The 13,506-nt window shown below is 66.8% G+C and carries 11 protein-coding genes; 7 read left to right on the top strand and 4 right to left on the bottom strand.

Annotated features, from left to right (window positions below; translation table 11 throughout):
* Positions 1-216: 216 nt before the first annotated feature.
* Positions 217-864: an MspA family porin gene (locus QH276_RS20935; RefSeq protein ID WP_280397104.1), complete on the bottom strand. Its 648-nt coding sequence runs from the start codon at positions 862-864 to the stop codon at positions 217-219.
* A 65-nt stretch (positions 865-929) separates the two neighbouring features.
* Positions 930-1,553, bottom strand: coding sequence for an MspA family porin (locus QH276_RS20930; RefSeq protein ID WP_280397103.1), 624 nt, complete (start codon positions 1,551-1,553; stop codon positions 930-932).
* Positions 1,554-2,277: 724 nt separating this feature from the next.
* Between QH276_RS20930 and QH276_RS20925 the strand changes: the two genes are divergently transcribed.
* On the top strand, positions 2,278-3,741 hold the full coding sequence (locus tag QH276_RS20925) for an FAD-dependent oxidoreductase (protein WP_280397102.1): 1,464 nt from the start codon (positions 2,278-2,280) through the stop codon (positions 3,739-3,741).
* On the opposite strand, the gene QH276_RS20920 is transcribed toward QH276_RS20925, so the two are convergent.
* Positions 3,742-4,749: an Lrp/AsnC family transcriptional regulator gene (locus QH276_RS20920; protein WP_280397101.1), complete on the bottom strand. Its 1,008-nt coding sequence runs from the start codon at positions 4,747-4,749 to the stop codon at positions 3,742-3,744.
* A 99-nt stretch (positions 4,750-4,848) separates the two neighbouring features.
* On the opposite strand from QH276_RS20920, the gene QH276_RS20915 reads away from it, so the two are divergent.
* The 4 genes from QH276_RS20915 (at position 4,849) to QH276_RS20900 (ending at position 10,232) form a co-directional block, all read left to right on the top strand.
* Positions 4,849-6,360 carry an MFS transporter gene (locus QH276_RS20915; RefSeq protein ID WP_280397100.1) on the top strand — a complete coding sequence of 504 codons (1,512 nt, stop codon included), beginning with the start codon at positions 4,849-4,851 and terminating at the stop codon, positions 6,358-6,360.
* A complete protein-coding gene (locus QH276_RS20910) occupies positions 6,357-7,613 on the top strand; it encodes an amidohydrolase (protein WP_280397099.1) in 1,257 nt (418 codons plus the stop codon). The genes QH276_RS20915 and QH276_RS20910 overlap by 4 nt, the downstream gene beginning before the upstream one ends.
* A 1,276-nt stretch (positions 7,614-8,889) precedes the next feature.
* Entirely contained in the window at positions 8,890-9,600 is a 711-nt protein-coding gene (locus QH276_RS20905) for an ABC transporter ATP-binding protein (protein WP_280397098.1), read from the top strand.
* 167 nt (positions 9,601-9,767) lie between these two features.
* Positions 9,768-10,232, top strand: coding sequence for a hypothetical protein (locus QH276_RS20900; RefSeq protein ID WP_280397097.1), 465 nt, complete (start codon positions 9,768-9,770; stop codon positions 10,230-10,232).
* Between the two features lie 24 nt (positions 10,233-10,256).
* Here QH276_RS20900 and QH276_RS20895 read toward each other — a convergent pair whose 3' ends face one another.
* Positions 10,257-10,532 (bottom strand): MoaD/ThiS family protein, encoded by a 276-nt coding sequence (locus QH276_RS20895; RefSeq protein WP_280397096.1) that lies wholly within the window; start codon positions 10,530-10,532, stop codon positions 10,257-10,259.
* A 158-nt stretch (positions 10,533-10,690) separates the two neighbouring features.
* Here QH276_RS20895 and QH276_RS20890 point away from each other — a divergent pair, with 158 nt between their 5' ends.
* Both QH276_RS20890 and QH276_RS20885 read left to right on the top strand, forming a co-directional pair.
* Positions 10,691-11,992 (top strand): FAD-dependent oxidoreductase, encoded by a 1,302-nt coding sequence (locus QH276_RS20890; RefSeq protein ID WP_280397095.1) that lies wholly within the window; start codon positions 10,691-10,693, stop codon positions 11,990-11,992.
* A 41-nt stretch (positions 11,993-12,033) separates the two neighbouring features.
* Entirely contained in the window at positions 12,034-13,497 is a 1,464-nt protein-coding gene (locus QH276_RS20885) for a potassium transporter (protein WP_280397094.1), read from the top strand.
* The last annotated feature ends 9 nt before the right edge of the window (positions 13,498-13,506 follow it).

Here is a 13,506-nt window from a genome sequence, read left to right as displayed (position 1 = left end):
GTTCAGCATCGGCTGACGTCGCGGGGACCCCCCTGCGTTGGCGCGGGCGGGGCGCGGGGTGCGGGGGGTGGGGCCGAGGATGGGTTGGCCCGGATAACCCGGGGGCGGGGGGGGTGGAAAAAATATTTGCCGGGTTTTTCGGGGCTTTTTCCATCTTGGCGCGTAACACGTTACCGTGGTCCCGGGCGGCGGCAATGCCGTGGGGTTCGGGCGACGTCAGCCGATGCTGAACGGCTGCCCCCAGACGGTGACAACTTCCTTGGCAGCGGCGGTTTCGACCTCCACCTCGGCGAACGCGCGGGCCTGCGCGTAACCGGCACAACCGGAGAGCCCGATGGTGCTGTTACGCCAGCTCACGCTCCCGTGTGTGCTGGTATGCGAGGAGAAGGGCCGATGCGATTCCGCACCGAAGGCGTCGGGAGCTTCCAGATCCAGCAGGTAGAACTTCTTCGCCTGCCCGGGCCCCAGGCTCAGATTTCCGCCGAGGCTGCCGCCGGCCGACTGATTCTGCCCTGTCTGACTGTAGTTTGCGCCGCCGTTGGCACCGCCACCGGCGATATTGACCTGGCAGCCCACGATGTAGCCGGGTTTGATCTTCGATCGTGCCGGGCCCGACAGTTCGAACTGGGCGCTGGCGGACACCCACGCGTTGCGGTGCAACGGTGTGGCGCCCATCGACGGGCTGATCGTGGCCGATTCACCGACGATCCGCACCGTGACCGCTGTTCCGTCACCGAGGGTTTCGGTGACGGCGGCGCCGGGCAACGGGACAAAGGTGTCGGCGCCCGCGACGCCGGTGGTGGCCAACCCCACCGCTGCGGCCCCGACGAATGCGGTGCGGATGAGTTTCCTGGGATCCATCATTGCGAAATACCTCTTCGGGTTTCATGACTTGCTGACGAAACGAGCGGCCGAATATCGGACCCTGGTCATCCGATACTGAACGGCGCCCCGTAGAGAGTGGTCTTCGAATAATGCTCGCCGATGATTTCGACCACCGTGTAGGCCCGGGCCTGCGCGTAACCGCCGCAACCCTGGATTTCCATCTCGAAATCCCGATAGCCGAGACTGTAGACGCCGGGGCGGAGAACATCCTTGAAACCGATCCGCACGAACTTCACCTGACCCGGCCCCAGCTGGATACCGGCCGAACCGCTCAGCCCGCCGCCGTTGGTGCTGACGTTCCCGGAAAGCCCCGCCGTGATGGCGCTCTCACCGATACTCACCTGGCACCCGACGATATAACCGGTACTCACCTGTGACGCACCGTGGGTCGACGAATTGTTCGTACCCGGCCAATTCTCCGGTGTCGAATAAGGGCCGGGACGTTCCACTGTCGGCGTATGGGTGACATCGGCTGTGACGGTGCCGGATACCCACACCACCCGCCCCACACCGTTCGCGGACATCGACGGGGATACCACGGCATGTTCGGCCGTTCGGGTGATCGTGGCTCCGGGGGCGACCTCCCGGCCGTCCGGAAGCGGTACGAAGGTATCTGCCGTGGCGTGGCCGGCGGCCAGCATTCCGACGGCCGCGAATACCGCGCTCATTCCGCCCAATCGCATACCGCGACGGACGCCGCGGGCAGATGGGTGGCGTGGGATATGTGATTTCATCTGTTGACCCTCATCTCGATCAAGACATGCCGAAGGCGGCTTTGCCTTTCCGGCTGTCGCCGGAAGAATATGGATAGATCACTCCGTCCGCGTGGCGCGCGAATGGTTCGATTAATCGGCACGCAAACACCGGGAGACCCCGGAATCAGGACCACGAAGCGACTTCGATCCACCGAGCGGAAATCTATTCGGCGATCGGTGTAATAGATTCCGCTCGATCTCCGCGTCGGCCATCGGGCTGTGGCGAAGTTCCGCTGCCCGGTGTCCGGGAAGCGGCGGATACACACTATGTGGGTTGAAAAGATTGGGGTTCGGTGATGATGTTCCCTTCTTACGCGCCTGCGCGGAGTCCGGCCGGCCTCCACGCGCAACCGATTTCGAAGTCCGGCGGAATGACCACTCCGGGACTATTCGATATCGACGTTAAGCCGTCACCGCAAAAGAGACCATCGCCACTCCCACACAGCGAGAAACACGACGACAGAGTGCGTTCGGACGGCTACTCGGGCTACTACTCACAGCACCCGCACTCGGGAACGACTAGTTCCCGGTGAGTGGAAGAAGGCGTTTCCGCTGCCCGCGCCGGCAAATAGTGTCCGACCGGCTCCGGCAGGAACTCCATCGGGTGAACTGCCGGCGACCTGACGAGGAGACACAGATGCATTCCACCCCTGACCGGTTCGCAGACGATCACGGCAATATCCGCGAGGTCGACGTCGTCGTGGTGGGTATGGGTGCCGCCGGGTGTGCGGCCGCGCTGTCCGCGCACGCAGCCGGTGCCACAGTAGTGGTCCTGGAGAAGACAGGCCCCCAGGAATCAGGTGGGAACACTCGGGTTTCCGGAGGCGCGTGGTTCCACCACGACGATCCCGACCGCGCGGCGGTCTACCTTCGCTCTTTGTGCGGTGACCGGCCGGTCCCGGAATCCGTGGTGCAGGCATGGGCGGCCGGCACCCGTGCGGTCTCGTCATGGATGGAGTCGATCGGAGCGCGAGTTCTGCCGAACGGCTCGTACACCGCCGAATACCCGGAACTGGACGGCAGCGACTGCTACGGCGGCTACCGCAGCGTCGACGGTGTACTCGGCGAAGGCCGGCTGTTCGCCGTTCTCACGCGCGCGCTCGCGGAGCGCGAAATCGAAATCCGTTACGACACACCGGCAGTCGAACTGATGACCGACCCCGCCACCGGTGCGGTGACCGGCGTCGTCACCGGCGACGGCCGCCGGATCGCGGCACGTGCTGGCGTCGTCCTGGCAACCGGGGGTTTCGAAGGCGATCCGGAACTCGTGCGCACCCATCTCGGGTTGCACGACGTACCGGTATGGGGCAGCACCGCCGCGACCGGCGACGGACTGCGCATGGCCGAGCAAGTAGGCGCCGACCTCTGGCATATGGACAACATGATGGCGGTCAACGGAATCACCCGCCCGGGTTCGAGGCACGGATTCTTCGCCATGTTCCTGTACGCCCGCGGGTATGTCTGGGTCGACGAGAACGGGCGCCGCTTCGTCGACGAATGTGTTCCCAGTGGTCACGGTCAGGCGTTCATCGACGGACGCTACGAACTGCATCCACAGCGGCCCATGCATGTCATCTTCGACGAGCGCACGCGCGCCGCCGGCCCGATCAGTCCGAACAGTGACGTGATGGCCGTCGGCTGGAACGTTCTGATGGACGGGTACCGGTGGAGTGCGGACAACAGCGCGGAGATCGACGCCGGGTGGATCCACCGCGCCGATACCCTCGAGGAACTGGCCGGCCGGATAGGCGTGGACCCGGCCGTCCTGACCGCCACGGTCGACCGGTACAACAGCGCCTGCGCCGCAGGCAGGGACGAGCTCTTCGACCGCGCCCCGGCGACGCTCACTCCCCTCACCGAGCCGCCGTTCTACGCCTACACCAGCGCGCCCGTCCTGGCATGGACGAACGGCGGACCACGTCGTGACGAGCACGCCCGGGTGCTGTCCCGGTCGGGCGACGTGATCGACGGGCTCTACGCGGCCGGCACCGTGAGCTCGACCTACAGCTGGGCGAAGGACGGTGGCTTCCATATCGCGGATGCGATCGTCTTCGGCCGGATCGCCGGCGCCCACGCGGCGGGCAGGCGAATCCGGACCTGATCACAACTTGCCGGGCGCGACCTGGTCGGCCGCCGTGGCATTGCCTTGCGGGTCGAGCAGGTGCCCAGCGTGCTTGACCGTCCGGAGTACCACGGACCGGTCCGCGATCACGGCACCCGGCAGCTTCGCCTCGATCGCGGCCTCCATCCGGCCGACGTCGCCGAGGCCACGCAGCCAGGCCGCCATGAGGATGTTGTAATCCCCGACCGCGGACGCGACCATACGCACCTCTTCGAGGCGGGCGAGCCGGCTGCCGATATCACCGGCCTGCGCGGCGGGTACCCGTAGGAAGTACCACGTGTAGACGGGCCACGGCGTGAAGGCCCGCGCGATATCCACCCGGATGACGAGCGAGCCGTTGGCCTGCATCGCGGCCAACGCGTCGCGGGCTCTGCGTACGGGGATCCCGGTACGATCGGCCAGCACGGTCGCGGGCACCCGTCCGTCGGCGGCGAGTTCGTCCAGCAGCAGCCCCAGTTCGTCCGGGCTCAGCCGGGGCATCGGCACCCTGGAATGCGGTACGGCCCGCTCCACAGCGCGGATCTCCCGGCTCGACAGGGAACGAAGGTTCCAGTGCCGCGCATCCGAGATGATCTCCGAAGCGATATGAGTACGCACCGCGCGAACCGAGGGCATCCCGCGGAAACGCTCCAGCGCCCACGCTGCGAGACCGGCCAGATCCCTTGCGGCCACGGTGACCACAAGATCCCGGCCTCCGGCGGTCAGGTCGATGGTGACGGCGTGCGCATCCCGGGCGAGTTCGCCTGCAATGGTCAGGGAGTCCTGCGGCGCACAGGTTACCTCGATGAACGCGGTCGTACGCGGTGTCGCGACGATACCGGTCGTATAGACGACCCCCTCGGCACTGAGCCGCTCCCAGCGCCGCGCAAGCGTGACGGCATCCGCGCCGACTATCGGCGCGACCGCGCTCCACGGCGCCCGCGGCCTGAGCTGAACAGCGTGCAGAAGGCGCTGATCGAGATCGTCGAGTTCCCGATCCTGCGTCATAACCCAAAAACCTACCGCTTTCCTGCATTCATCGCGGCGGTATCGCCACCACACCTTATCTTTCCCGCACTGTTCCTGCGCTACCTTCGAGGAGCTCGTATGACCGCCACCTCGTCCGAACCCCCGGGTGGTACGGCACGCCCGGCCTTACGCGGGGCCGTCGGATTTCTCGTCGTCATGGAATTGGGTAGCGGCATACTGCAGGGCTGGTATCCGATGCTGCTGCCCGCCATGGGGGCGGAGTTCGGGGTCACCCCCGCGGAATTGAACTGGGTCGGTGCGAGCTATCTGCTCGCCACTGTGGTCTGCGTGCCGATAGTGGCGAAGCTCGGTGACCGGTACGGTCACCGGCGCATGCTGGTGGTCGCCGCCGCTTCGGTCGCCCTCGGTTCCGTCGTCGTCGCGGTCGCACCGAACTTCACCGTGCTGTTGATCGGGCGTGCTCTCCAGGGGCCGCTGGGGGCATTCCTGCCCTTGGAATTCGCCATCGTCCGCGACCGGGATCCAGCGTCCGCCGGCCGTTCGATCGGAAAACTGGTCGGCTCGCTGACCCTGGGCGCCGCCCTCGGGGTCTTCTTCGCGGGAGTCCTGTTCGACGCCGTCCCGGATCTGCGCATCGTGCTGTGGATTCCGGCGATATTCATGATCGCCTGCGTCCCGCTGGTCGCCTACCTCGTACCCGAATCACGCACGCGGGCCGCAGGACCTATCGATTGGGTCGGCGCGACACTGCTCGGTACCGGCTCGCTCGCGACGCTGGCCGGTATCTCCAACGCCGCCGCTTGGGGGTGGACCGCGCCCAGCACGTGGGCGACGATCGGCACCGGGCTGGTCCTGATCGTGTTGTGGATCGTGTCCGCGAAACGGGTGCGGTATCCCCTGATCGATCTCGATGTCCTCACCCGAGGCGGTATCGGGGTGCCGCTCGTCATCGCCGTGCTGTTCGGCGCCCAGTTGTTCGGAAGCCAGACAGCGGGAACGGTTTTCCTGCTCACCGATCCGGCGGTGGCCGGTTTCGGGCTGGGCCTGAGCACGAGTTTCGCCGGATTGCTGGCATTGGCCTCCGCTTCCGCCTCCTTCGTCGGAGCCTCCCTCGGTGATCAGGTGGCCGGGTTTCTCGGCACCCGCGCGACCCTGGCGCTCGGCGGGGCACTGATAACCCTCAACTACCTCGCCCTCCTGGTAGCGGCGCACATCTTGCCCATCATGATCGCCGGGTCGATCATGATGTCCCTCGGCAACGGACTGCTGATCTCGGTGCTGCCCGCCATCGTCGTGCGGAAGGCACCGGCCGATTCGGTGGGTATCGCCTCCGCCCTGTACAACACCGCGCGTACGGGCGCCGGGGCGGCCAGTAGCGCGCTGTTCGCGCTGGTGATGGGACTGTTCGCGGTCACGGCCGTTTCCGGCACCGGCACGACGGACAGCACCTCCTTCGGCGGGTACCTCGCAGTCTGGGCCCTCTGCGCGGCAGCCGGAGCGGCGATCACCGCACTGGCCGTCCTGGCCGACAGACCCACCGCGCCGAGACCGGCCACCCTCACGACCGCGCCGCCGGCCGGCCGGACAGCCGTCACACCGAGCCCGACCCGAACAGGAGAGCCCACATGACGCCGCCCCTCGCATCTGCCTCTACACCGGATATTCCGGGCGTGGAGAAGGCCATCGATACCACCATCCGTGCCTGGTCCCAGCGATTGATCGAGATCAGTCACGAGATCCACCGCAACCCCGAGCTCGCGTTCGAAGAGCACCATGCGGCGGCCCTGGTGGCCGAGACCCTGCGCGAGGCCGGCTTCGCGGCGGAGGTCGGGGTGTACGGTCTCGACACCGCCGTGGAGGCCGTATACGGCAACAGCGAATTCGTCGTCACACTGTGCGCCGAGTACGACGCTCTGCCGGAGATCGGCCATGCGTGCGGCCACAACCTGATCGCCGCCGCGGCCGTGGGCGCCGCCGTCGCGCTCGCGGCGGTCGCCGACGAGGCCGGGATAACGGTCAAGGTGCTGGGTACCCCTGCCGAAGAACGCGGTGGCGGTAAGGTTCTCATGCTCGCGGCAGGGGCCTGGGAGGACTGCACCATCTCGATGATGGTCCACGGCGGCCCCCATGCCGATATACGCTGCGAGCAGATCGGTATGCAGGCCGTCGACCGATTCGAGGTCACCTATGCCGGCCGCCCCGCACATGCCGCGGGAGCACCGCAACGCGGCGTGAATGCCCTCGATGCCGCCACCATCGCCCTCACCTCGATCGGTCTACTGAGTCAACAACTCCCGGACACGGTGCGCGTCGCCGCCATCGTGGCGGAGGGCGGCGCGGTCACGAACATTATCCCCGAGCGATCCGTCGTACGCGCGGAGGTGCGGTCGTTCGATCTCGAGGAACTTCGCGATGTGAAGAGCCGGGTCCTCGCCTGCTTCCGAGCGGGAGCCACGGCTTCCGGCTGCACCTGGCAGCACTCCTACCTCGAACCACGCTACGAGAGCATGCGGCAGGACCCGGCCCTGAGCACAGCATGGAACGCCGCCGTCGAGGCGCTGGGCCGCACACCGGTGGACAAATCGGGGTCAGGAATCTCCGGTGGCTCGACGGATATGGGCAATGTGTCGCAGGTCGTGCCCGCAATCCACCCGGTGATGGCGGCCCTGGGCGTCACCGCACTGCCACATACAGCAGAGTTCGCAGCCGAAGCCGTGAGTCCCGCCGCCGATCGCATGGTCATCGACGGCGCCACTGCGCTCGCCCGGACAGCGGTGACCGCCGCCATGACCCCAACCACCCGCACAGACCTGATCGCACGGCAGCGTGCCCGCAGGGCGGGCGCAACCAGGGTCTCGCCGACTCCGGAGGAAGGAGCATGAAGTCATTCCTGGAATGACGGAGCGCCTTCCGGATCCGAGAAGGTTGGGCCCAACGGCTGACCTGCTCACGGTCGATACATCACTGGACTCGCGAGTCGGAGCCGCAGCGGCTTCACATTCGGCGGCTCGAGGCACGCACAAGGCTGAACGGTAACGCAGTCAACCGCACCTCGGCGTGCAAATACCTCCGGCACAGGCACGGTGCGACCAGTATCGGATGAACCGTCGGTGACCTGGCGCGGAGAAGACCGGCCCCGATCGATCGGGAGGGAACACCCGGGTCACAGGCAAACCTGTGACGCCAAGGCCCCGTGGGGATTCGTGCGTGCTTCGTCGCGGCCGGCGCGGATATCGATTTCGGTCCGCTCGGGGCTCCGATGCCGACGGGTTGACGCAGATATTCCAGGACATCGCCCTGAGCACGCACGAAGGCGGACACCGGATCCTCGATATACACCACGGCATCATGCCGGACATCGGGCTTCTCACCGCGTCAGAAGCAGCGCGTCGGACAGCGCCACAGGGTCGCAGCCGCCTCGGTGGCCCGAAGGGCGGGCACCACAGCGGTGCGCCATGACCGCTGCGCGCCTCGGCCGAGATATTCGGGCAGCGCATGGGCGTCGATCACCTCTCCCGATCAACGGAATCGGGACTGTCGAACAGCCCGATTGCCTCCTAGGTGCGTGGGTGAGGGTCGGGCTCGTCGATGCTCCGTCTCACCGAAATCTCACACTTTTGACGAGAATCGGCCGGACTTTATGGGCCTTGTTCGGCACCCAGCCAAGCCGTGAACAGCAGGTTTTCCAGCAGTTTCGAGGCGCTATGGGAAACGTTCGAAGCATTTGAACCTGTGTCAAGTGGTCGCAGGTTCAAATCCTGTCAGCCCGACCATCGAAAAACCCCTCCTGACCAGGGCAGGAGGGGTTTTTTGTCAATCAACTACCCGCAGAGCGGGACCAGAACGGGACCGCAGGTGCTTCGAGAGCTTGTCCCCGGCGCCGGTGATCTCCTGTTGACCCGGGTGTAGGTAGCGCTCGGTGGTCCGGCTGCCGGCATGGCCGCGACCCCGCAGCGCTGGCGGGCACCGGACGCATCTACGGGGAACCCGGCGCTGCGCCGTACCCCGCCCATGGCCGGGCGCACGCGGATCGAATACTTGCGGGGCTCTGCCATCGGTGTCATATTCGTCCCGACGCGGAGCTGCCGCCCCAGGCCGGCCGGCGGACGAACTCGCTGTGCGCCGTGCCCACCGAAACCGCTGACGAGACGGGGAGCGATGACGTCGCCTGCCATGATGGAACTATCGGACGTGGTCAAGGAGTACCGGGTAGGCGGGCAGCTCGTCCGAGCGCTCGACAGTGTCGATCTGCGGATCACCCGGGGCGAATTCACCTCCATCATCGGCCCGTCGGGTTCGGGTAAGAGCACACTGCTGCATATGCTCGGCGCGCTGGACCGGCCCGACTCCGGGACGATTCGATTCGACGGCGAGGAGATCGGCACTCTCGACGAGGAGCGGCAGTCCGAATTCCGCCGTCACCGAGTAGGTTTCGTATTCCAGTTCTTCAACCTGCTGCCCACCCTGTCGGCCTGGGAGAACGTCGCGGTGCCGCGTCTGCTGGACGGCACCGGCCTGCGCAAGGCCAAACCGCGGGCGTTGGAACTGCTCGAGCGGGTGGGGCTCGGCGCGCGGGCCGAGCACCGGCCGGCGGAGCTGTCGGGCGGCCAGATGCAGCGGGTGGCGGTGGCCCGAGCACTCATCATGGATCCGCCGCTGATCCTGGCCGATGAACCCACAGGCAACCTCGATTCGAAGACCGGGGCGTCGATCCTGGAACTGCTCGCCGAGGTCGCCGAGGCCGGAAACTCGGTGGTGATGGTCACCCATGATCAAGACGCGGGGAAGTACTGCGATCGCGTGGTCACCCTGGGCGACGGACGTATCGGATCGGACGAACGTGTCCGGGCGGCCGGCGAGGGCGGCTGACAGCCGACGTAGCCCGCGCCGCGGGCCGGTTCCGGCGGCGTCTCGATCGAAAACCGGCCGCACCCGGACGCCACCGAGTACGGTGACCGTGCGTCCGCCGCAAGGCCGCGCCACCGGAACGCCCGGGTACGCGCCGGGTGCCGGGTGAGTGTCGAAAGGGAACTCGGATGGTAGTGACGAACCTCTTCGCGGTGATCCAGACCTTGTTCCTGGCCGTGTGGTTCGGCTCCATGGTTTATTCGATCGTGGTGGTACAGCAGTTCCAGTTCACAGCCGAGGATCCCGAAGAATACGAAGAGGTGGGCCAGATGATGGCCGACGGATCGCGGCAGCGCATTCTGCGGCTCGCGATCATCGCCGGCATCGCCGGCGCCGTGGCCGCGATGAGCCGGGCGATGGACACTCCGGCGCCGAGCGGCGCGTGGGTCGCGCTGATGGCCGTCAAGGTGGTGTTGTACATCGGCGCCGTCACGGCGTTCGCGATTCAGTCCTGGCGCATATGGCCCAAGCGCATTTTCGCGCTCCCCGGGGAAATGCCCGGGATCCGGCGCACCTTCTTCGCCCTCTCCCTGACCATGGCGGTGCTCCTGGGCGCGATCCTCGCCATCGATGTGGTCGCGGCGTCCCTGTGATCGCCGGGGCCTGCCGCGTTACCGTCAGGCTCCGCCCGCCATGGCCGACAGAATGGTCACCGTCGCGCCGTCCCGCACCGCAGTGGCGAGCCCCTGCTCCTGGCGCACGTCGGTGTCGTCCACATAGACGTTGACGAAGCGGCGCAGAGCGCCGTCGGTGGTGAGGCGGCCGGCCAGCCCGGCGTACTTGCTCTCCACATCGGACAGCACCGATGCCACGGTATCGCCGGCGGCCTCGATCTGCTTGGCTCCATCGGTGTGCTGACGCAGCACCGTCGGGATTGTGACCGTCACCGTCATGGCGTCGTCTCCGTCCTGGATCGCGACTGGCTGATCTCGCCCGGATACTACGCCGGAACCCGCCGATATCCGGGCGGATCGGCGGCAAACGGCTCCCCCTGCCCGCCACTTGTCATACCATCGGGTCCGGTGTTGCAGGCGAACCGGAGAATCTCATCGTGAACAACGACTACGACGTCGTGGTCGCAGGTGGCAGTCTCGCCGGTTGCGCTACGGCCATTCATTTCGGGCGGCGCGGCCTGCGGGTCGCGGTCCTGGAAAATCACCGCGATCCCGCCTTCTACAAGCGGGTGTGCACGCATCTGATCCAGCCGACAGCGTTGCCGACCCTGCGACGACTGGAGCTGGACTCCGCGATCGAGTCGGCCGGCGGCGTTCGTATGCACACATCGATGTGGACACCGGCGGGATGGGCGAACGAACGCGACGCCGGCCGGACCGGTCGCCACGGGTACACGATCCGCAGATCTGTGCTGGACCCACTGATCCGGGAGCTGGCGGCCGGCACACCGGGCGTGGACGTGATCCTGGGCGCGAAGGTGACCGGCCTGCACCGTGACCCCGACAACCGGATCGCCGGTGCGGTGGCTCGGATCGATGATGCGGAGACCATCGTGCGCGGTCGCTTGGTCGTCGGCGCCGACGGCGCGAGTTCGCGGGTGGCCCCAGCGGCCGGTCTCCGGGCGATCTCCTCGCCCAATCGGCGCTCGGGCTACTTCGCGTACTTCCGCAACGTACCGATCGAGGAGGGGAACTTCCGGGTCTGGCTGCGGCCGCCCGATGCGCTCGGACTCATCGCCTCCGATGACGACCTCACCCTCATCTCGCTGCTGCTGGACGCTCCGCACGTCCCGGACTTCCTCGACGACAAAGAGAACTATCTGCGGCGACGGTTCGCCGAGCTTCCGGATCCGCCGGATCTGTCCGCGGCGATACGTGTTTCGGATTTCGTCGGTTCGCGGGACCGGCCGAACCTGACCCGCCCCCGGATCGTGCGACCCGGTCTGGCACTGGTCGGTGACGCGGCACTGGTCGCCGATCCGCTGCGCGGCGTCGGCTGCGGCTGGGCGTTGGAAGGCGCCGAACGGCTGGCCGAGGCCACCGCCGACGCCGTCGCCGCCGCTGATCCCCGGGTCCTGGACGCCGCCCTGCGGCGTTATCAGCGACAGCACCGCCGGGCGCTGTGGCCGCAGCAGATGATGTTCAACCGCAACTCCCGGCTGGCGCTGCCGCCCTGGCCGTTCCGCAAGGCGGTCACCACCATGGCCGCGGATCCCCGGGTGGCCGAACTGTTCTGGCCGGTGGTTCAGCAGGCGGCGCCCGCCTCCACCCTCGTCACACCCCATGTATTCACCGCGCTGCGGCGGTCCGGCGGAGCGAATCGCCGGGCCTGGTACCGGCATCGCGACGACGAGCTCGGCGCACCACTGTCCGGTGACACCCGGGCTTCCGACAAGTAGCCGGGCCGCCGACACCGACAGCGCAACCGAAAGGATCTGGGATGCCGCCGGAATCGGACCCCGCCAGCGAGACGGAACGGTGCGATCTCGTCGTGGTCGGCGCCGGTATCGCCGGCCTGAACGCGCTGTTCGTCGCCACACAGTATCTGTCGCGTGATCAGAAGGTCGTCCTGATCGATCGCAGGGAACGCGGCGGGGGAATGTGGACCGACACCTACCCGTATGTGCGCCTGCATCAGCCACATCAACTGTTCACCGCGGGGGCCCTGCCGTGGAAGTCGAAGCGGCCCGCAGAGTATCTGGCCACCCGGGACGAGGTGCTGGACCATATGGAACGCTGTCTCGGCTACGCCCGCGATCGGCTCCACCTCGACGAGCGCTTCGGCTGGGTCTATGACTCGCACACCGAAGACGGTGACGGCGTGCAGGTCACCTGTACGGCCCCCGACGGCCGCCGGACGGTGGTGCGGGCGCGACGCATGATCAAAGCGTTCGGCTATCGGATCGGAGTCAAGGACCCGTTCCCCGTGTCGAGCGCGCAGGTACGGTCGGTCTCCCCGAACCACCTCGACATCCACGGCAGCGATCTGCGCGACAGTGAATCCCCCGTCTGGGTGATCGGCAGCGGAAAGACCGGTATGGACACCGCCGACGCGATGATCACCCACTACCCGGGCCGCGAGGTGTCCATGGTCGCGGGTTCGGGCAGCTGGTTCCTGCGCCGGGAAAAGTTGTTCCCGGCCGGCGCCCGGCGGTGGTGGGACGGCCGGGACACAGCACAGTTGGTCGAGGAGGTGGCGCGTCGATTCGACGGCACCAACGAAAAGACGGTCAACGCCTGGATGCGGGAGCACTACGGGATCGGATTGCGGCCCGAGGGCGACAATTTCATGTTCGGGTTCCTCTCCGAACCCGAACTCCACCGGGTCGACCGCGGCCTGCACGAACTCGTGATGGATCATCTCGTGGACGCTGTCGACGGCGACGACGGCCCGGAGCTGGTGTTCCGTAGCGGGGCGCGGCGCCGAGTTCCCGCGGGCAGCTGGATCGTGAACTGCACCAGCTACATCATGGGGAACGAGAGTCCGTACGAACCCTACGTCTCGCCGGGTGGTTCGGTGCTGTCGCTGCACATGCGTTCGGCGACACTACCTTTCTCGACATATATGGGGTATCTGATGCCGCATGTGATGTTCCTGGACAAGCTGCGGGCGGTGCCGCTGTACGAACTCGATGTCGTCGATCTGCGCGAGAAAGCGCCGACGGTGGTGATTCCCGCGATGATGGCACAGGCGCGCCTCAATATCAGCCTGATTCTGGACCACGTGCCGTCCCTGGTCTTCAAGGATTTCGGCACCGATTTGGATCGGTGGTATCCGCTGCCCCGGTGGGCGGTACGCAAGATGCAGTTCAAGGCCGCGCATCACCGCGGTCTCGACCACTTCCGCCGGACGCTCGACACCGTGGGTGAACGATTCGACGTCCGATGCGGTCCCCTGGTGTGACCGCGACAC

Origin of the sequence: Nocardia carnea (assembly GCF_029869215.1) — a bacterium.
GTDB classification, from domain to species: domain Bacteria; phylum Actinomycetota; class Actinomycetes; order Mycobacteriales; family Mycobacteriaceae; genus Nocardia; species Nocardia carnea_B.
Note: the sequence above shows the minus strand (reverse complement) of the source record. Positions and strands in the feature narration are given on the sequence as shown.

What these genes read in the sequence shown, in the direction of transcription:
- QH276_RS20900 (WP_280397097.1), top strand. Translation starts at nt 9,768, where the DNA reads ATGGTAGTGACGAACCTCTTCGCGGTGATCCAGACCTTGTTCCTGGCC.
- QH276_RS20905 (WP_280397098.1), top strand. Translation starts at nt 8,890, where the DNA reads ATGACGTCGCCTGCCATGATGGAACTATCGGACGTGGTCAAGGAGTAC.
- QH276_RS20920 (WP_280397101.1), bottom strand. Translation starts at nt 4,749, where the DNA reads ATGACGCAGGATCGGGAACTCGACGATCTCGATCAGCGCCTTCTGCAC.
- QH276_RS20930 (WP_280397103.1), bottom strand. Translation starts at nt 1,553, where the DNA reads ATGAGCGCGGTATTCGCGGCCGTCGGAATGCTGGCCGCCGGCCACGCC.
- QH276_RS20910 (WP_280397099.1), top strand. Translation starts at nt 6,357, where the DNA reads ATGACGCCGCCCCTCGCATCTGCCTCTACACCGGATATTCCGGGCGTG.
- QH276_RS20915 (WP_280397100.1), top strand. Translation starts at nt 4,849, where the DNA reads ATGACCGCCACCTCGTCCGAACCCCCGGGTGGTACGGCACGCCCGGCC.
- QH276_RS20885 (WP_280397094.1), top strand. Translation starts at nt 12,034, where the DNA reads ATGCCGCCGGAATCGGACCCCGCCAGCGAGACGGAACGGTGCGATCTC.
- QH276_RS20895 (WP_280397096.1), bottom strand. Translation starts at nt 10,532, where the DNA reads ATGACGGTGACGGTCACAATCCCGACGGTGCTGCGTCAGCACACCGAT.
- QH276_RS20925 (WP_280397102.1), top strand. Translation starts at nt 2,278, where the DNA reads ATGCATTCCACCCCTGACCGGTTCGCAGACGATCACGGCAATATCCGC.
- QH276_RS20935 (WP_280397104.1), bottom strand. Translation starts at nt 864, where the DNA reads ATGATGGATCCCAGGAAACTCATCCGCACCGCATTCGTCGGGGCCGCA.